The following is a 20,973-nucleotide window of genomic DNA, read 5'->3' as shown; positions in this document are numbered from 1 at the left end:
TTAATCCCCCAACCTTCAAACTGATAAATAATAGGCATGGTCAAAACACCCGCCACGCTATTTTTTGCTGTTAAAACAAGCGATTGGCTTATTTAATTTCGGGCTGGGACTTTAGCACAGCAAATTAGTTCACCCAATACTAATCAAGCTCATACCAAAACCGTTTGTGATTTTTGCGATAGCCGTTTACAAGAAGCTGATTGGATTGATCGACTGTGATGATGATTGCGCCATCGACTGCAGTATTCCACAACTGAGCGTTAGGAAGGTGCTGACGAATACGCTGAATGACTTTTTCGGAAGGATGCCGATAAAAATTACCAAAACCGGAGCTAAATACGATGTGTTTTGGTTGTAACGCGTGCAAAAATCTTAAACTGGAAGATGAGTTACTGCCGTGATGCGCGGCCATAAGCACATCTATTTTCGGTAAACCGGCTTGTTCGAGCTTCCATTCAACAGATTTACTGATATCGCCAGCAAATAAAATGGTGAAATCGTTGTATGAGACCAGTAGTACACACGAAGCATCGTTAGCTTTATCGGCAATAAAGCTCTTATCTGGCCACAAAATCTTAAAACTTACGTTTCCCGAGCGCCAAGACTGCCCTTTTTGACACGATTGCGCCGGAAGAAAATATCGATGCGGTTCACCCACGTAAGTGTTATCGACACTAACAGATGCTATCTCACTCAAGTGCTCGGCTAGATAGGAGTGATCTTCATCCCCATGGCTGATCACTAAATTATGAATCCGATCAATGCGATTAAACTTTAAATAGGGCGTTAATACGGCCTCTATAGCGGATGAACTTTCACCAAACCTAGGACCGGTATCGTACAAATGATGTTCAAAGGAATGAACATCACTGGCCTCGATTCCTCGATCTAGGTCGGTAATAGTTTGCGTGGTAGTTTGCATGGTAGTTTGCGTAGTAATTAACGCAGAAAAACCTTGCCCAACGTCGAACACAACGAGCTTGAGCGGATTCGATTCATATGCTGGAAACCATAAAACGATCAGAATCGAACCAATCAACGCTAATTTATGCGGAAAGCTCCAAATCGGGAGCAATAATGCAACCACAATCGCTAACGAGAATACCCAGTTTAGTGTTGGTACCACTCCTAATCCCACATAAAAAGATCTGTCTGACTGCCCGCTGAGCTGTCCCGAAAAAGCATAACTTTCGGTAAAGTTTAAACTTGCGAGCGTATCCAAAAACATCCAAAACCCAGTAACAGCGAAGTTCGTTAACTGAATGCTCCATTCAAACAGCACAGTTTCTGGTGATAGAAAAGCAAGGCATGAGCTAATTAAGGTCAGAGGTACTAATAAAAGAGAAACATAAGGAATAGCGATGAGGTTTGAGAACCAAGAAGCAACGCTAAACGTTTCTGTCGTTAAAACCAGAGGAATTAACATCATAAAATAAATGCGAGTTTGTAATCCTACAAATAGGCCTAGCTTTGAATGATGTCTCTGGGTTAATAACGTGGTTAAGATTACAAATACAACACCAAACGATAAGACAAATCCTATCTGATGCATTGCGAAGGGATTGTTGATCAGCACCAACAACATTGATAGCCAGTAACCGAACCATATCTGGCGGATACGCCCACACACTAACAATAAACCAGCGACCACTACCATGATCATAGCTCGCTGGGTGGGCAACGAATAGCCAGCCAACAAAGCATAGGCAAGCGTGCAGAGCACAGAACAAACGACGGGAATTACCAGTGGGTACCGCCCAACGAAAGTCCCAAAAATTCTGGCAATGCCTTGTCCCAACCAAAAGCCCAGCGCTGCGATCAGGCCAACATGCAGCCCAGATATTACCAATAGATGTAAGGTTCCGGTCTGCTTTAAAACTTCCCAATCGTGATCATCCAACAGGTGATCATCGCCGATACTTAATGCCAAGATGGCCGCCAAATTCCGTTTCTCAGAGAGTACCGGAAGCAGTTTCTGCCTTAACTGGTAACGCAATTGATTAAAAGTAATTTTTATGGATTGGCTGAGTGATCGAGCCAATCTTCGCTCATAGGGATAAATATCAAGTATGTAACCGGTGGCAATATACCCTTCACTTAGCAGCCACAGCTGATAGTCATGGCCTGCAGGATTCGCCAAACCTCTAGGCCGCTTTAGCTTAGCCTGAATGCAGAATTGGTCTGCGGGCTTCAAATGTTCAAAAAATTGTTTTTGTGAGGCTGCTTGATCTGGGTCTTGAAACTCTGAGCTCCAAGTAAGGCGAATACTACCGGCCACAGAATAGGTAGACTGGAGGTCTAAATTACTAGAATTTACACACGAAGACCTAGATAACTCGTTAACATATATAGATATTTTGAAATTATCTTGGTTCTCTTCGGGCAGATCAGCCAAATCACTAATCCAACCGGTCAACCATATAGCTTCACGGTCTAATGCTTTAGGCAGTTGTCGATCAATGACCTGTTGCGACCTCCAACTAGCGATCACCACACCAATCAATACACATACAGCAGAAAGCAAGATACCTCTTAAAATTGAACTGGGATTTGTTCTCCCCAGCAGTAAACTTATAACTATGGCCACCGAACACAGTGTGATGTCTGGCAATTTGGATAAAAATCCGGTGACTACGTAACCAGAATTAACCAGTGCTAACCGAAATGACCATGATGAAATGAAAGGAGGTAGTGCGGCGCTTCTTACAAACACCTTACTGTCTTTTTGAGTTCTTGGGTTTACGTCAATCATCTAGCCAACTTCAAACGTCATTGAAAGTTGGGTACGGAGTTTAAACTTTGGAATAAAAGATCAATATGCAATCATATTGTGTATTTAAGAGCACCAAAATCTGTAAAAACTAAACTTTATACTTGATCGGACTTCATATGATTGGAATTTAGACTCAAAACCTGAACAGGTTTTAACCATCCGATGGTTTTTAAAGGTATTCGGTCAGGTTACGGTAGAAGTCGTAATTCCTTTCAGTGCATAATACGCGCCCCTGTTAGAGCCAACGAATTTATAATGGCGAAGAAATTTTTAAAAAGATGGATGCCCGACCCCGCTAAAGTCAAACAAATTCCTGGCTTTTCATTTTTGGGTGACATTCTTCACGATCCCAATCTATTTCATCTGAATAGACATTCCGTTTCCGTTGCGTTTTTTGCTGGTTTATTTTGCATGTTACTGCCCTTTCCAGGACAGTTAATCGTTGGCGCAATATTGGCAGTTGTTGCAAGGTGTAATCTACCCATCACCATCGGCCTTATTTGGATCAGCAACCCGCTCACCTTTGGCCCTATCTTTTTCACCACCTACTTAATAGGCACATGGATATTAAACACTCCCGTTCACGAATTTACGTTTGAAATGAGTTGGGATTGGTTAGTCAATGAAGTCGGCAAGATATGGGCGCCTTTATTTGTAGGCTCCGTATTGAGTGGTTTGGTGCTAGGTGCCTTTGGCTACCTAGCAATGCAAGTATTGTGGCGCTGGAACGTGATTCGCAGTTGGGAAAAACGTAAAAAAGATCGCGAAGAGAGAAACAACGCCAACAATGCTTAATCGTAACGCAATGCTTCAGCTGGCTGAATTCTACTAGCTCGCCAGGCCGGATAAATCGACGCAATTAAGCTCAAAATCAACGCGGTGACGGCAATAAAAACAATGTCAGAGATTCGGTTATCAATCGGTAACTCGCTCACTGGGTAAATGTCTGAGCGTAACACTTCGGTAGCTGTCGCCCACTCAATAAAATTCAGCAAAAAAGGCGCTAATATCGTTAGAAGCACGCCTATTATTACGCCAAATACCGTTCCATAAACCCCAATTGAACAACCCTGCACCATAAAGATTTTCAAAATTTCATTGGGTGTTGCTCCGAGTGTTCTTAAGATAGCGATATCGCCCTGCTTTTCTACAACCGCTAAAACCAACGTAGAAACCACATTGAAAACCGCAATACCAATAATTAACACCAATAAAACAGACACTAAGTTCGAAGACATTTTAACGGCGTGATAAAGATTCCCGTGAGTTCGGGTCCAATCACTGGTATAGAATCCGTAAGGAAGATCAGTAGCGACTTCTCTCACTACCCATGGCGCATCAAATAAATCGTTCAGCTTCAGTCGAATTCCGGTAACTGTACCGGGTATTGGTGCAAGCTCAGAAGCATCCGACAGTGAAATAACACCAATTTTGTGATCCAACTCTGTACCACTGTCTAGCAATGCAACGAGGGTAAGCTGTTTTATACCTGCCGCTTGCCGAGACTGGTTCACCTTAGGAACAATAAAAGAAATGGAATCACCCAACTTTAAACCCAATTTTTTTGCAAGCCCGGAGCCTAGTGCTAAACCGTTAGGTGTGTTTTCTAATGACGCCAGGTCACCCTGCTGCAAATAAAGAGCTATATCCGAAACATTTACCTCTAACTTGGGTTCTACACCATAGATCAACACAGGTTCTACGCCTGTTCCAAACTTCAACATGCCTTCTAGATGAACAAAGGGAGCCATAGCTTGAATATCTTCAGCTGAAGGCAAAGATTTCAAATACTCGATTTGCTCAGACCAGTTCTCTAGTCCCTGACGATGAAATAACGAAGCTTGGGGCACAATTGCTAGAATTTTAGTGCGTAAATCTCGATCAAATCCATTCATGACCGCCACGACAACCACAAGCATTGCCACACCAACGACGAGGCCAATCATCGAGATTCTTGAAATAAAACTGACTAATTGATTAACGCTCTTTACCGAGCCGAATCGTCTACCGACAAACCATGCCAAAGATATCGAAGAAGTAGAATTGCCACCAGAAGCCATAGGAACTCTTAGTAATGGATTGGATAAAGTAAGTTTGAAATAGGTACTACCGCAGACAGAGTGTTATTTTTCTTGTAAAACACCATCCGATAAAAACAAAATTCTGTTTTGCTGTTCGGCTAAAGCCTCGTCGTGCGTCACAATAACAAAGCTAGTATCGTAGGCTGTGTTTAGAGACTGCATTAAATCTTGAATGGACTCGGCGGTTTTTCTATCGAGGTTTCCAGTCGGTTCATCCATTAAAACGCAAGCCGGATTAGAGACAATTGCCCTAGCAATGGCGACGCGTTGACGTTCTCCGCCAGACAGCTCAGATGGACGATGTTTAATTCGAGCTGATAAATTAACCTTATCGAGCACGTCTTTCGCACGCTCTTGCGCTTCGTTCTTAGATAGTTTGCCTATAATTAGCGGCATGGCGACATTTTCCAGTGCGCTAAATTCGGGTAGTAAATGATGGAACTGATAAACAAAACCCAGCTGCTTATTTCGAAGCCGACTGCGCTCTACCTCATCAAGTTTGGCAAAATCATTTCCTAATAGAGATACAGTTCCCTCGGTCGGCAAATCCAAACCGCCGAGAATATTCAACAACGTAGACTTACCCGCGCCAGAAGAACCAACAATGGCAATGGTCTCGCCAGCAAAAATAGAAACATTGATATTGTTTAAGACTTTTACTGGTTCAGGACCTGAAAGGTACACCTTTGATAAGTTTTGACATTGCAAAACTACTCGTGCAGAGGACTTTTGATTGGAACGGATGGTACTTTCTGCACTGTTCATAAATAAATATCCAGAAATCAAATATAAAAATACAGCTACTTAAGTTTGCTAAATTGATACGTTTGAATCATTTCAAACTTTCAGTAAGAGAACCCAGAAAAGAGAACCTAAAATTCACTCTGCAAGGATTTAATCAGAGAGTAGCAATTGAAAATATGATTCTCAATTACTAACAATTTCAATTACTTACGACCCTTAATTATTTTCAACTCTTAATTACTATCAACTCTTAATTACTATCAACTCTTAATTACTATCAACTCTTAATTACTATCAACTCTTAAAAGTAGCGACATATCTTGGCGCCGCTAGAAATTCAAGGTTCGTACGAGCTGACTACGTATTTTAAAAACACATCGCGATCAGTTTATCGCTAGCTCCCGAAGCTATTCGTAGCGAAGTGCATCGGCGGGTTGAATTTTCGCAGCCTGCCTGGCTGGATAAAGCGTCGCCAATGTCGCTAAAACAAATCCCACGCCGGCAACCGTGAAAACATCATTGATCATTACTAACGATGGGAGTTTTGAAACAAAATATACGTTTGGATCAAAAACCGGTGTACCAACAACGGATTCAAAAAATTGCACAATATCGCCAACGTAAACTGCGCATAAACTGCCTAAAACACCACCCATTAGAATCCCAATTACACCAACCGCAGTACCCTGAACAATAAAGATAGCCATAACCTCGGCGGCACTTAAACCCATTGTTCTAAGTACCGCTATGTCTGAACGCTTGTCAGAAACCATCAGAATCAAGCTGGTAATAATGTTGAACGCAGCCACCGCAATGATAATCATCAACAAACTGCCAACGACTATTTTTTCCATTTTAACGGCTTGAAAAAGCCCGCCTTGGGTTTGGCTCCAGTCAAGAAATTCAAGCTTGTGAGAGGATGTTGTTTCTTGGCTCACGGTCGATTGTAAACGACTTAAAACTGCCTGAGCGCTGTACAGGTCGGAGGTCGCAATTCGTAAACCTTCAGCTTCGGCATCAAATCTGAACAGTTTTTGCGCATCGTGAATATTTATCAGCGCCAATGTTTGGTCCTGCTGTGCGCCAATTTCGAAAACCCCAACCACGATTACACGTTTCTGCCGAGGAAAAACGCCGGCTGGAGTAATGCTAACTTGAGGCAGCACCAAGGTGATTTTATCGCCGGTGGTAACCCCTAAATAACGAGCTAATAAACGTCCGATGACAATCCCAAATTCACCGGGCTGAAGATTATCGAGTTCGCCTACAACCATTTTTTCAGCAACACTCGATACGCTAGGCTCAATACTGGGATCAATTCCCTGAATATTGACGCCTTGAATACCGTAACCATAATTCAGTAAACCATAGCCTTCTATGTAAGGCGCCGCTCCAGTTACATCGGGATCACGAAAGACCTCGTCTCGCAAAGAACTCCAGTCATCAATTCCCTGTTCCGAGCGCACAAAACCGTGTGGCACAACACTTAAAATGCGTTCTTTGATTTCGCGATCAAAGCCATTCATAACAGACAAAACCACAATCAGCGCGAATACGCCAAACGCCATACCGATCAAAGAAAAGGTGCTGATAAACGAGATAAACTGGTTACGCCTTTTTGCTTTTAGATAACGCAAACCGATGAACAGTGATACAGGAGAAAATCGAGCAATCATGAATTAAGGCTAGTGGAAGGCTATTGTTTAAAAACATCAACTGCTTTTAGGCGAAGATGTTAAGAGAACTTAGGAGTTTGACGAAGTTCAATTTAATTTGAGTGTGCAATTAATTTGGCTACGTTAAGTGCTATGATACCGTGAGCGCCTAGAAATAACCTTAAATATTCACGCCAAGTTCTATTAACGTATAAGAAAACTCTGATCAACCGAGTTTCTAGCAACACAAGGATGTATCGCCCATATTAAGAACGGTGGGTGATAAAAATTGCGAAGAAATTGAAAGTCGCATCTTCAATTTCTGCCCTCTGATGAAATCATAAGTGAGTCCATCAGAGGTTTCTAAAGTAATTAACTCGTACGAAACTCTCTATCTACAAAAAATCTCAAGATAGAGACATCACTACTATTTGAAACCGAACGTTAAGGTCTTCATCAAACACTATGAAAAACAAACTTACTCTGCGTAATTACATCGTCTTTATTGCGGTTTTACTCTCCACTAACGTAAGTGCTCAACAGAACGAAGACGTTGAATTAACTCAAGACACCAACACAATTGCGATACCTGTAGGTACTCAGGGGAATCAATCACACATTGCGGTGCCCAGTTTGGGAATGAATATGAACACAGTGAAGTCCAGTTTTGGAGATCCCGAGCGAACGCTGGGTCCAGTTGGCAGCCCGCCAATTACCACCTGGATATATCCGAGCTTCAGCGTTTATTTTGAGAGAGATATTGTTATTCATTCTGTCATTGAGCGTAAATCGCCTCAATAACAAATCAGTTTCATCCATTTACCGGCGGTTTCGTGAATTTCGAAGCGCCTTGCCTAAGTTGAAGATGTTAACTCGATTTAGCTAAGCAGTCCCAACTGGAAGCCAACAACAAGCTTGTCAGGTTGGGACACATAAGACCGTAGCCAATAATAGACGCTCAATTTAGTGTTCGGTGATTACAGCACGCCAAACAACATTTCCACCTGAGCTTTTTGAAATGGCGTCCAAAGTCGATTCGTGAGCAGACAATTCGTCGAGACTGGCTTGCAACACAGGAACGGAATAACTTCCGGGCATGAGGCGCCGAATCTCTCTGTTATCCACTTCCCCAGACTCTTGTTGCCCCGCATTACCCGCGTTCAAACCCAAAGAAGTTTGACCACCGGTCATCAACAAATATACGTCTGCTAAAATTTCGGCGTCGAGTAAAGCGCCATGCAGGTCACGAGCAGAGTTATCGACAAAATAACGTTTGCAGAGCGCGTCTAAGTTATTTTTTTGCCCCGGATGCTTTTCACGGGCAAGCGCTAATGTATCTATTACCGTACAAAAATCGGTGACTTGACCATCGTTTCGCTTGAGTAATTTCAGTTCATTGTTGATAAACCCAATATCGAAAGCAGCGTTGTGTATGACTAGCTGCGCGCCGCGAATGAATTCTAGAAACTCGTCGGCAATCTGACCGAACTTGGGTTTATCTGCTAAAAAGTCGTTGGTAATTCCGTGAACTTCAATAGCTTCTTGCTCGACTTCACGTTCCGGGTGGATATATTGATGGTAATGACGACCCGTAAGCTTTCGGTCAATGACTTCTACACAACCAATCTCGATGATTCTGTGCCCTTGCGCAGGATCAATACCGGTCGTTTCGGTATCTAGAACAATTTGTCGCACGTTTATTCTCTTCCTAAATTCAGATAAGTTTCGGACGAAGGCAAACACTTGCCGTCAGTTCAGCCCTTCAATACCTTTGTTGGCCAATTCATCCGCAATTTCGTTTTCTCTGTGCCCTGCGTGGCCTTTAACCCAATGCCACGCCACCGAATGAACAGAGGCCAAATGATCTAATTCCTGCCACAAATCGACATTTTTAACGGGCTTTTTCGCAGAAGTTTTCCAGCCGTTTTTCTTCCATTGATTGATCCATTCGGTAACACCCTTTCGAACATACTGAGAGTCGGTGGTTAAATCGACCTGACAAGGCTCCTTGAGAGCTTCAAGACCTTTAATCGCTGCGGTCAATTCCATTCGATTGTTGGTGGTATTTGCCTCACCACCATAGAAGGATTTCTCGTTGCCGTTATAGCGAAGAAGTGCCCCCCACCCTCCTGGACCTGGATTTCCCTTGCAGGCACCGTCGGTAAATATTTCTACAGATTTTAAAGATTTGGGCATAAATAGATCAGTTTCATACAAATATTCTGTTGGGACTTATGATAACGACTCCAACGTTTTGATCAAACGGCTATCGGAATCAAACTTCCGATTTCAAACAATTCTCATCAGACTTTTTCAAGCAAATTTCATCAGACTTTGCATGATCACCGACTCGATCGTGAATACGAACAGACCCGGCACCGGCACTTGATGCTGCACCAACTGCAAATCCTGAAACCGGCTTGGCAAACTTCCAACTGGGTTTTATGGGCGTTACGGCTGCTGTTTGCTTACGCGCGATAATTAGATAAAACCCACCGGTCGGCGTGAGTAACTTTGCGCCGAATCGCTCGAACCAACGCCAGTGATTTAATAAGAATCGATTGTTGACCGGAATCCTAAACAAACCTCGTTGGATTTTAACTGGTGTGAAATCCAATAAACGTAACCAATCAACCAATCGAGACAAACGAATTGCGTGTGAGCGTTGGTGGGGCTTTCTTAACGTGTGTCGGGCAATCTGTCTTCGAATACCCAACAAACTTATGGGATTGAATCCAACTATAACCATGTATCCATGGGGAGTAATGGTTCGAGCCACCTCCCGAAGCAGGCGATGCGGATCGGATGAGAACTCTAAAACATGATGCAATATGGCAACATCGATGACATCGCTCTCTAAAGGCAAGCTTTCAAAATTTGACGTTGCGGTATAAACCTTTCCGTCAGTTGCCATGGGATGTAGCCCAAAGCAGTGATTAATTTTACTTTTTTCATAAAGCTTTGCTCTGCGATCAATACTGAGCTGCATCAAGTGATAGCCGAACAAATAATTTAACGCGGTATCAATCACTTCTTGCTCAGCTTCTAGCAAGCTGCTACCTAAAGGGGTTTCAAACCATGCCTCCAACGATGGCGCTAAGGACTCTATTTCGGCTACGCCAAACCAGCTATCCAAGCGCTGTTGAATAAAAGAAGGGAGTATCTCTTTGTGATCAAAAAAATGCTTATCAGACATGGACCAGCTTACCGCCAACGATATTTATGATTTTTTTAGCGTCGAACATTTTCCTTCGCCACAATCCCAAGTTAACTTGAGAAAACAACGATATGTAAAGACCTTGAGGCGAAGTAATTTCCTTGCGAAATTACCAACTTGCACTTTGGATCGACCTCTTTCAGTATTGGTACCGATAGATCTACCTGCGCCATTTTATTAAAACACTAAAGAACGCAACCCTATGAATTCACTATCAGAAAATACCTTAGCTTTGATCAATAAAACAACACTGGGTGCCATTGAAGTATCACCAATAGGCGCCTTCGATGACAACTACATTTGGTATATAGAAGATACCGAAACACAACAATGTTGGATTGTTGATCCTGGTAGTGCCGAACCCGTACTCAAAACGCTTAAAAGCCTCAACAATAAGTCTCTGTCTGGAATTTTAGTCACCCACCACCATCATGACCATATTGGAGGAATCGACCAAATACTCAAGGTTTTTCCCGATACTCCGGTTTATGGCGTTAAGTCCGACCGTGTGCCCCAAGTATCTATGTTTGTGGCCGAAGGAGACACGCTTGAACTGTCTGCCAATTTAACGTTTGAAATTATTTCCGTAACGGGGCATACCCGCGATCACATAGCGTATTTTTCGAAGAACTCAAAGCATTCGTTCTTATTCAGTGGTGACACGTTATTTGTGGCCGGATGCGGACGCTTGTTTGAAGGTAGCGCCGAGCAAATGCTTTCTTCACTTAAGAAGCTGAAAGCTCTGCCTGCAAATACTGTAAACTTTTGCGCACACGAATACACACTTAATAATTTAAAATTTGCAGAAGCTGTAGAGCCAGCCAATCAAGATATCCAAGAATTCAAACATTCCTGTATTGAGTTACGAAACAATAACAAACCAACCGTTCCCACAACAATTCAACAAGAACTATTGATCAATCCATTTCTACGCTGGAATGATCCTGCTGTAATGACAAAAGCGGCAGAGCTTGCCGAAAAGCCTGTTTTAAATGACGTTGAAACATTCGCTCAAATACGATTGTGGAAGAATCGATTTTAAAAAACTGTATTCGATTTTTACCTCTATATTGTTCACTCCAGATAAAATTATCGGAACTAAAATTCGGTTGTTTTATCTTTAATGGTTCTAATGACATAGATATCTTCAATTTGAATCATTTATACTTTCAAACAACATGACACTATTTGAGCGATTTCTCATTCAAAAAATTGAAAGCGATAGACTTTTAGTCGCTTTTTATCATTAAGAGTGCTCAATCTCAGAGTTATTAAACTTATAAAATATCGCTAGGATTACCCAAAGACGTATGCTTCATTTACGCCCTATTTTTTGCGCCGTTTGTATGTGTATCACTCTATCGGCTTGCCAAACACAGCAAATAAAAGCACCCAAAGACAACGCTGCTGAAACAACCTCCACATCTGATATTTCCAGAACAATCGTTGAGTCTGATACGCTTGCGAGTCCACCGGCTGAAGGGGATTGGGATTGCTCTATCTCAGAATTTGGCGCCCAAAACTATCGACTGAGTGACAATACCGATTTGTGGTCGAGAATTCGTAACGGATATGGTTTTGAAGAGATTGATCACGCCCGAGTTCAAACCTATATAGAGTGGTATCAAAAACACCCTACCTACATAGAAAGAGTTGGCGAACGTGGCAGTTTATACCTGCATTACATTGTAGAGCGAATGGAGGAAGAAGGGCTTCCAACGGAATTAGCGCTCTTACCTATTGTTGAAAGCGCGTTCGATCCATTCGCCTATTCCCACGGCCGAGCCGCTGGAATTTGGCAATTTATCCCAAGTACAGGTAAAAGCTACGGATTAGAGCAAAATTGGTGGTACGACGGGCGACGCGATATTATTGAATCTACCGAAGCGGCCATCAAGTACTTAAAATATCTTAATAAATTTTTTGATGGCAATTGGCTACACTCCCTTGCGGCATACAATTCTGGTGAAGGTACAGTAAAACGCGCGAAACAGCGCAACGAAAAGTTAGGCAAAAGCATCGATTACTGGTCTTTGCGGCTTCCGAACGAAACTGCGGCCTACGTACCGCAACTCATCGCTCTCTCAAAAATCGTTGCCGACCCAGAAAAATATGGCCTTGAATTACCAACAATAATAAATGCACCTTATTTTGAAATTGTAGAAGTAGGTTCACAAATCGATTTATCGCAGGCTGCTGAACTCGCGGATATTAGTATTAACGAGTTATACCGAATTAACCCTGGTTACAATCGCTGGGCGACCGATCCTAAAGGACATCACTCACTACTAATACCTGCCGAAAAAATAGCATTGTTTAACGAGAATCTTGCCGCATTACCTCAAGACCAGCGTGTTGGCTGGGAACGTTACACAATTGCCAGCGGTGATTCTTTGATCACAATCGCCAAAAAATTCAACACCGATGTGGCAACATTAAAAGCAACCAACAATTTAAAAAATAACACCATCAGAGCTGGCGACGCATTGATTATTCCTGTGGCTAAATCACCGGCCAATCAATACACACAAAGTCAAAGCCAGCGAATCAGCCGAAAACAAAATACCTCGCCAACCACGAATACTCAAAAAATCGTTTATACAACTCAACAGGGCGACAGTTTTTGGAGTATTGCTAAAAAATATCGTGTAGGTGTTCGTGAGCTTGCCAAATGGAATGGTTTAGCCCCAACTGATCCCTTACAAATTAACCAAAAACTCACCATTTGGTCGAAATCGACATCGACGAGCAACATCTCAATTCCACAAACCACATTGGCCGACAATGCTACCGTCAGAAAGGTAAGTTACAAGGTAAAGAAGGGAGACTCTCTAGCGCTAATCGCTCAGAAATTTAATCTAAGTGTTCAGCAAATTAAAAACTGGAACAGCAGCTATGCTGCAAAAAAATATTTACAACCAGGTGATTTGTTAACCTTATTCGTGAATGTGACGAATTTACATTAACCTACTGGCTTGAGTTTGGATGAGATGGTTTGACGATACTGTTAAACCATCTTCAACCAGCGTTAGGACTAGCATCTAAATACAAAAAAAGCCGCATAAGCGGCTTTTTTTATTTGTTATTTATCGATATGTTTTGCTCTATCGATGTTTTACTTTATCGGTAATATCTCACCGATATTCAACATCAGACTCATCGACAATCACTTTTCTAACATTGCTAATGTCGGCATTGCCATAGGCTTGGGCTAACTGTGCATTGACAGCGTTCAGTTCCTGCTCGGAAACCTTGGTTAAGTCCCCTTCTTTAACTTCAAGGAATTGAACTAAAGCAACACTGCCAGATGCCAATTCAACTTTTGAAAACGCAGCGTTTTCGGCGTCAGACTTGGAATAACTAAAAATTTCACTGACTAGATCAGAAGGAAACTCCGTTTGTTGTCGGCTTACTTCCCGAGCTTGAGTCAATGTCAATTCAACACCTTCCAACAAGGTTTGATTGCTTACGGCTTCTGAAAAACTTGTTCCTTTCGCAGATGCCAAAAGCTCATCAGCAACTTCCAATAAACGCTGCTGTGCTTTATCGGCTTTTACCGATTCGGCTACTTGTTCTTTAACTTGTTCCAATGACTTAACAGACTCTGGCGTGTGTTCGATTACACGGATAACCACTGAACGATTATCGCCCAAACTGATAATGTCGCTGGTGCGGCCACTTGCAATTAAGTCTTCATCGAACGCTTGATCTAAAACTTCTGGATTTGCTGCCAATCCCGCTGGAGTTTGACGATTAAAACGTGCCGAAGTCCACAACTCAACACCCAACTCATCCGCTACAGGTTTAAGATCATTAACATTGTAAGCAATGTCTGCTAATAGCTCAGATTTTTGAACAAAAACCGTTTCCGCTTCAGAGGTTTTAATACGTTGAGCTAATTCAAATCTCAGCTCATCAAAGGTAGGAGCCGCTTTTTCTTGAACATCGGTGAGTTTGATAATGTGAACACCAAACTGTGATTCTACGGGTTCAGAAATTTCGCCCACAGACAAATTCGCCAAAGCAGTTTCGAATGGCTCTACAAAGGTAGAACCAGATGTGTAACCAACGTCACCACCGGAATCCTTTGAGCCAAAGTCTTGTGAGAACTCTTTGGCCAAAGCCGCAAAGTCTTCGCCACTGGCTAGACGCGATTGAATTGACTCTAAGGTTTCTTGGTAATCGTCGGCGCTATCGTCTAACAAGATATGCGACGCGCGACGTTCGGTAGTAGCTTGGTAATTTTTAACTTCTGCATCGTATTCTTGTTTGAGAGCTTCTTCACTGACTTCAATATTAGCAAGGAAATCGTCTGTATTAATCTCAACCGCTTCGATAACTACCGACTCAGGTTCCAAGTAACGATCTTGATGTGATCGGTAGTATTCATCGATCTCAGCATCTGATACTTCAATGGTTGGCAACACCGTATTTATGTCTAAGGTAACAAAATCAAAATCTCGGGTTTGCAAACCTAACTTAGTTAAGGCTTTAACCTCCGAATCTAGCGCGAAATTAGATTGACCAACTGTGGTTGCGTATTGATTCAACACAACCTCATCGGTTAGCAATCCTTTATAAGTTGCAACTGTGTAACCGGCACCTCGTAAGACTTGCTGAAAACGAAGCGTGTCAAACTTACCGTTAACTTGATATTCGGGAGAGGCAAGAATAATTTCATTGAGCTGCTTCTCAGAAGCCGTTAAACCGCTTTTTTCTGCAGCCTGCAACAAAGCTTTTCGCTGAACTAAACTTTCTAAGACAGGTTGACGCAATCTATCGTCACTCAAAAAGTCTGGTGGTAGGTTTTCACCAAACTGCTGAACGAGTTGTCTCTTCTGAAGTTGAAGCGCCTGATCCAATTCATATTGAGTGATGCTCTTACCGTTAACCTCAGCGACTTCTGGCACCACCGACGATTGCGAAAACAAAGAATCAATTCCAAATATCGCGAATGGAATACAAATGAGTCCAACTAGAATAATTGCGACACCACCTTTCAGGTTATCGCGAAATGATTGCAGCATGTTAGTTACCAGATAATTGTTTCGAAACGGCAATTCTAATAAGAATTTTTTTAGCCGTTATGACTTCAGTTTTAGAAAACCGACCTATATAGGAACCGGAAATCTAGTGTTGATTACCAAACGTGTATTGTTACAAAAACCACATGTAAATCAAAATATTCTTTAATAACTTCAGCAAAGTTTCTAGGTATTTAGTGATCTCAACGTAGTTTTTAACGCAATGCGATCCCTGAGCTTAACAATCTGTTCAAAATTCACTCTTCGGAGATTTTAAAAATTGAACTAAAGAATGAGTGTTTATTTTTTTAAATCTAAACATCACTGAAGAAATAAAACGCGAACATTTAAAAATAAAAAGCGCGTGAAAGAAAAATGATTCTAATTTTGAAGGGGTATGGGTGGAACAAAATGCTCAATTATGAAATGAAATATTTGCGAGAAAAAATTTTTATACTTTACGTATAATTTAAAAGGTCCTTCTCCCTAATTAAACGAGGAGAAGACAACCTTTAAAAACGGGTGTTTTAAATACCCGCTTAATTAACTATGGGTTTACCGCATCTTTCAATGCTTTACCCGGTTTGAAACTTGGAATTTTTGCTGCTGCAATTTCGATTGGAGCGCCAGTTTGTGGATTACGGCCGGTACGGGCAGCGCGATCTTTCACAGAGAAAGTACCAAATCCAACGAGCACAACTTGATCGCCGTCTTTCAGAGCAGTTGTAACGGCGTCAACCATCGCGTCTAACGCGCGACCAGCAGCTGCTTTAGGTATATCTGCTGATTCCGCAATGGCTTCGATTAGCTCTGATTTATTCACACTTTACCCCTCTTATATATTGATTAGAGATTGAGTTTAATAATTTTTACTTTAATGTAATTTAGTTTTAAGCCCCGGAACCCGTGGCTCTGAGAGAGCGTTTTATACCAACAGTGCTGTAAAGGGTCAAGGAACACTCACATTAAAACAGTAAAAATCCGTAAAACAAAAAATAAACTCATCATTAGTTTAAAATTTCTACACACAAAGTGACCTTGTTTATAAAATCAAATTTATATTCAAGTGCACCGCGCAAAGAAATCAAATAAATACTTAAAAAAATATTCACGTTTTTAACCGTAAATAAAATTTCAGTGTTGTTTATTATATTGTCTACAAACTATTAGAGAAGAGAGATCATTAGAAATTCAGCATAATAAAATTGAAAGTTAATTACTTAGCGTTTATTTTTAACTTGAATAAACCCTAAAATAAAATTGAAAAATACTTTTCTAACTTTCACAAAAAATCTAATGGGATCACTTCATTAATAATATAAGTGACCGAAAATAGTGATCGGCCACTCAAATTAATTAATGTCTGCTTGCAGTTTCAATAGGAGCGTCTTTTTTAGCTCGCTCTTTTTCCTCTAAAGCCCTGTATTCCTCATCTGAGAACGGTTCCGGTAAATGAGTTAGTGCAACCTCAAGTACTTGATCAATCCATTTAACAGGTTTAATAACTAAATCAGCCTTAATGTTATCGGGAATTTCTTTAAGGTCGCGTTCATTATCGGCAGGAATCAACACTGTTTTGATACCACCACGATGCGCCGCCAAGAGCTTCTCTTTTAATCCACCGATCCGTAATACCTCGCCTCTAAGAGTAATCTCTCCGGTCATAGCTACATCAGCACGAACGGGAATGTTGGTGAGAACACTCACAAGAGCAGTACACATTGCGATACCCGCACTTGGGCCATCTTTAGGTGTGGCACCTTCAGGAACGTGAATATGTAAATCAGTATTTTCTGAATAGTTTGGATCTATACCTAACACTTGAGATCGAGATCTAACAACCGTCATTGCAGCTTGAATCGACTCCTGCATGACGTCGCCAAGAGAACCGGTCTTAACCAGGCGCCCTTTTCCTCTTAAAGAAGCTGATTCAATAGTCAAAAGCTCGCCACCAACTTGCGTCCAAGCCAAACCTGTAACCTGGCCAACTTGATTCTCTTGCTCGGCCACGCCGTAGTCGAAGCGCTTCACACCCAAGTAGTTTTCAAGCACGTCGCTATCAACCTCAGCCTGAACTTTGGTTTTGTCTTTAACGTGCTGAGTTACAACTTTACGGCAGATTTTGGCGATTTCACGGTCTAAACCACGCACACCAGCTTCGCGAGTGTAATAGCGGATAATATCCCTTAACGCATTTTCCTTGATGGTGATTTCACCTTCGGTCAAGCCGTTACGTTGCACTTGTTTTGGAATTAGATACTTTGTAGAGATATTAACTTTTTCGTCTTCGGTGTAGCCCGGAATTCTTATGACTTCCATACGGTCCAACAGTGGACCAGGAATGTTCATAGAGTTCGACGTACAAACGAACATTACATCTGATAAGTCATAATCAACTTCCAGATAATGATCGTTAAAACTGAAGTTTTGTTCGGGATCTAATACTTCAAGCAAAGCAGATGCAGGATCACCACGATGATCCATACCCATTTTGTCGATCTCATCTAAGAGGAATAATGGATTTTTAACACCTGCTTTAGACATTTTTTGGATTAATTTACCCGGCAACGAACCGATATAGGTACGTCTATGTCCTCGAATTTCAGCCTCATCTCGAACACCGCCCAAAGCCATACGAACAAACTTACGGTTTGTTGCACGCGCAATAGATTCACCCAGTGAAGTTTTACCAACACCGGGAGGCCCGACCAAACACAAAACTGGCCCCTTAATCTTGCGAACACGTTTCTGAACGGCCAGATATTCCAAAATACGAGTTTTAACTTCTTCAAGACCATAATGATCTTGCTCTAAAATTTCTTCGGCACGCGCCAAATCATTACGAACTTTGCTCTTTTTAGTCCAAGGTACATTCAACATCCAGTCGATATAAGAACGCACCACCGAAGCTTCGGCAGACATAGGAGACATCATCTTCAACTTGTTCAATTCAGCACGAGATTTTTTCTCAGCTTCCTCCGGCATCCCGGCATCGGCAATCTTTTGCTCAAGATCTTCAAGCTCATTTGGCTCGTCACCAAGATCACCCAACTCACGCTGAATGGCCTTCATTTGCTCGTTTAGGTAATACTCACGTTGACTCTTTTCCATTTGCTTTTTAACGCGACCACGAATGCGTTTTTCGACTTGGAAAAGATCAATTTCAGCCTCAATAAGTCCTAGAATGTGCTCAAGGCGCTCTCGAACATTGACCATCTCAAGAATTTCTTGTTTTTGCGGAAGCTCAAGAGACATGTGAGCAACGATGGTATCTGCCAAGCGGCCTGGCTCATCGATGCCCGACAAAGAAGTCATCACCTCAGACGGTACCTTCTTACTGAGATTCACATACTGCTCAAACTGACTGAGTGCCGTCTTTACCAAAACCTCGCCTTCACGGGCGGGTATCTCTTCGGGTTCAAGCAACTCGATGTGCGCTTTGTAGAAATTCCCCTCGCTATCAATCGAGGTAACGCGCGCACGCTCACCGCCCTCAACTAGCACTTTAACTGTGCCATCTGGAAGCTTTAGCAACTGTAATACCGAAGAAACAGTACCAATTTCATACAACCGATCTGGACTTGGATCGTCATCAGATGCATTTTTTTGAGCCAGCAACAATACCTGCTTGTCAGTTGCCATCGCTTGCTCTAGAGCTTCTATAGATTTCTCTCTACCGACAAACAAAGGGATTACCATGTGCGGGTAGATAACCACGTCTCGAAGTGGCAATAAAGGTAGTCCGGCGTTTGTACTTTCGAAACCTTCTGAAGACATATTAATCATTGCCTCGATAAAAATAAGTGTAATTTCATTTCAATCTAGTAAATGTTGGGAGTCTTTTACTAATTGCAACCGTAACACAGCCGTAAATACGAATTTAATATCCGTTAACCACAGACACACTACCGAAAATCCCCGCATTTGGGTATCCGACCAAAGCAACCATGGCTAAACAGGAAACAGAAATTGCGTCTGACAAGGTCAGCGTGAGGCATGTAATCGGAAAGAGTGGAGCATCAAATGCAAAACAGGCGATGTTTTAACATCGCCTGTTTACGGGTCAATCTTCAGAACTCGCTTTACTTGCTTTAGAAGCGTTGCTTGCGTATACCAAAAGTGGCTCGGACTCACCTTTGATTACACTTTCATCAACAACTACCTTAACAACATTTTCTGACGATGGAATTTCATACATTGTGTCTAGTAGAACATTTTCCATAATGGAACGAAGACCACGAGCGCCGGTTTTTCTATCCATTGCTTTTTGCGCAACTGCGTCTAAAGCTTCTGGACGGAAATCGATCTCGACACCTTCCATACTGAATAGTTTGGCGTACTGTTTAGTAAGTGCATTTTTAGGTTCTGTAAGAATTTGAACCAATGCTTCTTTGCTCAATTCTTCTAAAGTAGCAATTACCGGTAGTCGACCAACAAATTCAGGAATTAATCCATACTTGACTAAATCTTCGGCTTCTAGCTCCTTAAGGGCTTCACCAAAGTTTTTCTTGTCATTGTTACTCTTAACTTCTGCACCAAAACCAATACCACCCTTTTCAGAGCGATCAAGAATGATTTTATCTAAGCCAGCAAAAGCGCCGCCACAAATAAAGAGAATGTTAGAAGTATCAACTTGCAAAAATTCTTGCTGAGGGTGTTTACGACCACCTTGAGGTGGTACCGAAGCCACAGTGCCTTCAATTAGTTTTAAAAGCGCCTGCTGTACACCTTCACCAGAAACATCTCGTGTAATCGATGGGTTGTCAGACTTTCGAGAAATCTTATCAATTTCGTCAATATAGACGATGCCTTGCTGAGCGCGATCTACATCGTAATCACACTTCTGCAAAAGCTTTTGAATAATATTCTCGACGTCTTCACCAACATAACCGGCTTCAGTTAAAGTCGTAGCATCTGCAATGGTAAACGGAACATTCAAAAGCCTAGCCAAAGTCTCAGCTAGCAGAGTTTTACCACTACCTGTCGGACCGACAAGTAAGATATTACTCTTGCCTAATTCGACATCGTCTTTTGACTTTTTGCTATCATTGCCAATTCGAAGACGCTTGTAATGATTGTATACCGCTACCGACAACACACGTTTCGCACGACGTTGTCCGATGACATACTGATCTAGGGTTTTAGCAATTTCTTCAGGAGTTGGAAGCTTGTCCTGGTTACCTTCAGAATTGTTGTCTTGAATCTCTTCACGAATGATGTCGTTACATAAATCGACGCATTCATCGCAGATAAAGACTGATGGGCCTGCGATAAGCTTACGTACTTCATGCTGACTTTTACCGCAGAATGAACAGTATAAAAGCTTGCCGTTTTGGTTGTCTTTATCGTTACCGTGATCGGACATTAAATCACTCCATTTTTGAGCCAATGACTAGAAGATGCTAGCTTTGGACTCGTTTTGCAAGTCTTTGAAGAAAAAAATCTAACAAAGGCACTTGGCCAGCCTCCTTTGTTGGAT

15 protein-coding genes are annotated in these 20,973 nt (G+C 41.9%); 4 read left to right on the top strand and 11 right to left on the bottom strand.

Translation table 11 applies throughout. The features are described from left to right. Positions 1-139: 139 nt before the first annotated feature. Positions 140-2,752, bottom strand: coding sequence for a DNA internalization-related competence protein ComEC/Rec2 (locus ACYQ28_RS07970; protein ID WP_460049432.1), 2,613 nt, complete (start codon positions 2,750-2,752; stop codon positions 140-142). A gap of 276 nt (positions 2,753-3,028) precedes the next feature. Here ACYQ28_RS07970 and ACYQ28_RS07965 point away from each other — a divergent pair, with 276 nt between their 5' ends. Next, positions 3,029-3,568 carry a DUF2062 domain-containing protein gene (locus tag ACYQ28_RS07965; RefSeq protein WP_460049433.1) on the top strand — a complete coding sequence of 180 codons (540 nt, stop codon included), beginning with the start codon at positions 3,029-3,031 and terminating at the stop codon, positions 3,566-3,568. Here the strand turns inward: ACYQ28_RS07965 and ACYQ28_RS07960 are convergent. The 3 genes from ACYQ28_RS07960 to ACYQ28_RS07950 form a co-directional block, all read right to left on the bottom strand. After that, the gene (locus ACYQ28_RS07960) at positions 3,565-4,833 is read right to left on the bottom strand and encodes a lipoprotein-releasing ABC transporter permease subunit (RefSeq protein ID WP_460049434.1); all 1,269 of its coding nucleotides are present in this window, start codon (positions 4,831-4,833) and stop codon (positions 3,565-3,567) included. The genes ACYQ28_RS07965 and ACYQ28_RS07960 overlap by 4 nt on opposite strands. Before the next feature lie 63 nt (positions 4,834-4,896). Beyond that, positions 4,897-5,619, bottom strand: a complete 723-nt coding sequence (lolD, locus tag ACYQ28_RS07955; RefSeq protein WP_460049435.1) for a lipoprotein-releasing ABC transporter ATP-binding protein LolD — start codon at positions 5,617-5,619, stop codon at positions 4,897-4,899. A gap of 386 nt (positions 5,620-6,005) precedes the next feature. Further along, positions 6,006-7,274, bottom strand: coding sequence for a lipoprotein-releasing ABC transporter permease subunit (locus ACYQ28_RS07950; protein WP_460049436.1), 1,269 nt, complete (start codon positions 7,272-7,274; stop codon positions 6,006-6,008). Between the two features lie 444 nt (positions 7,275-7,718). On the opposite strand from ACYQ28_RS07950, the gene ACYQ28_RS07945 reads away from it, so the two are divergent. Then, a complete protein-coding gene (locus ACYQ28_RS07945; RefSeq protein ID WP_460049437.1) occupies positions 7,719-8,054 on the top strand; it encodes a hypothetical protein in 336 nt (111 codons plus the stop codon). A 162-nt stretch (positions 8,055-8,216) separates the two neighbouring features. On the opposite strand, the gene dnaQ is transcribed toward ACYQ28_RS07945, so the two are convergent. From dnaQ to ACYQ28_RS07930, 3 genes are all read right to left on the bottom strand, one after another. Further along, positions 8,217-8,948: a DNA polymerase III subunit epsilon gene (dnaQ, locus tag ACYQ28_RS07940; protein ID WP_460049438.1), complete on the bottom strand. Its 732-nt coding sequence runs from the start codon at positions 8,946-8,948 to the stop codon at positions 8,217-8,219. Positions 8,949-9,002: 54 nt separating this feature from the next. Then, a complete protein-coding gene (gene rnhA / locus ACYQ28_RS07935; protein ID WP_460049439.1) occupies positions 9,003-9,449 on the bottom strand; it encodes a ribonuclease HI in 447 nt (148 codons plus the stop codon). Between the two features lie 79 nt (positions 9,450-9,528). Beyond that, positions 9,529-10,449, bottom strand: a complete 921-nt coding sequence (locus ACYQ28_RS07930; protein WP_460049440.1) for a class I SAM-dependent methyltransferase — start codon at positions 10,447-10,449, stop codon at positions 9,529-9,531. Between the two features lie 223 nt (positions 10,450-10,672). On the opposite strand from ACYQ28_RS07930, the gene gloB reads away from it, so the two are divergent. After that, positions 10,673-11,512 carry a hydroxyacylglutathione hydrolase gene (gene gloB, locus ACYQ28_RS07925; RefSeq protein WP_460049441.1) on the top strand — a complete coding sequence of 280 codons (840 nt, stop codon included), beginning with the start codon at positions 10,673-10,675 and terminating at the stop codon, positions 11,510-11,512. A gap of 268 nt (positions 11,513-11,780) precedes the next feature. After that, complete coding sequence (locus tag ACYQ28_RS07920) at positions 11,781-13,436, top strand: lytic transglycosylase (RefSeq protein WP_460049442.1); 1,656 nt, start codon at positions 11,781-11,783, stop codon at positions 13,434-13,436. Positions 13,437-13,604: 168 nt separating this feature from the next. Here ACYQ28_RS07920 and ACYQ28_RS07915 read toward each other — a convergent pair whose 3' ends face one another. The 4 genes from ACYQ28_RS07915 to clpX all read right to left on the bottom strand — a co-directional run bounded on the left by ACYQ28_RS07915 (position 13,605) and on the right by clpX (position 20,859). Further along, positions 13,605-15,497, bottom strand: coding sequence for a SurA N-terminal domain-containing protein (locus tag ACYQ28_RS07915; protein ID WP_460049443.1), 1,893 nt, complete (start codon positions 15,495-15,497; stop codon positions 13,605-13,607). 544 nt (positions 15,498-16,041) lie between these two features. Further along, complete coding sequence (locus ACYQ28_RS07910) at positions 16,042-16,317, bottom strand: HU family DNA-binding protein (RefSeq protein WP_460049444.1); 276 nt, start codon at positions 16,315-16,317, stop codon at positions 16,042-16,044. 533 nt (positions 16,318-16,850) lie between these two features. Then, positions 16,851-19,271, bottom strand: a complete 2,421-nt coding sequence (gene lon / locus ACYQ28_RS07905; protein WP_460049445.1) for an endopeptidase La — start codon at positions 19,269-19,271, stop codon at positions 16,851-16,853. A 286-nt stretch (positions 19,272-19,557) separates the two neighbouring features. Next, positions 19,558-20,859, bottom strand: a complete 1,302-nt coding sequence (gene clpX, locus ACYQ28_RS07900; RefSeq protein ID WP_460049446.1) for an ATP-dependent Clp protease ATP-binding subunit ClpX — start codon at positions 20,857-20,859, stop codon at positions 19,558-19,560. Positions 20,860-20,973 lie beyond the last annotated feature (114 nt).

The sequence above is a fragment of the Sessilibacter sp. MAH1 genome (assembly GCF_054658315.1).
The sequence above is the reverse complement of the archived record's forward strand: the minus strand, read 5'-3'. Positions and strand labels throughout refer to the sequence as shown.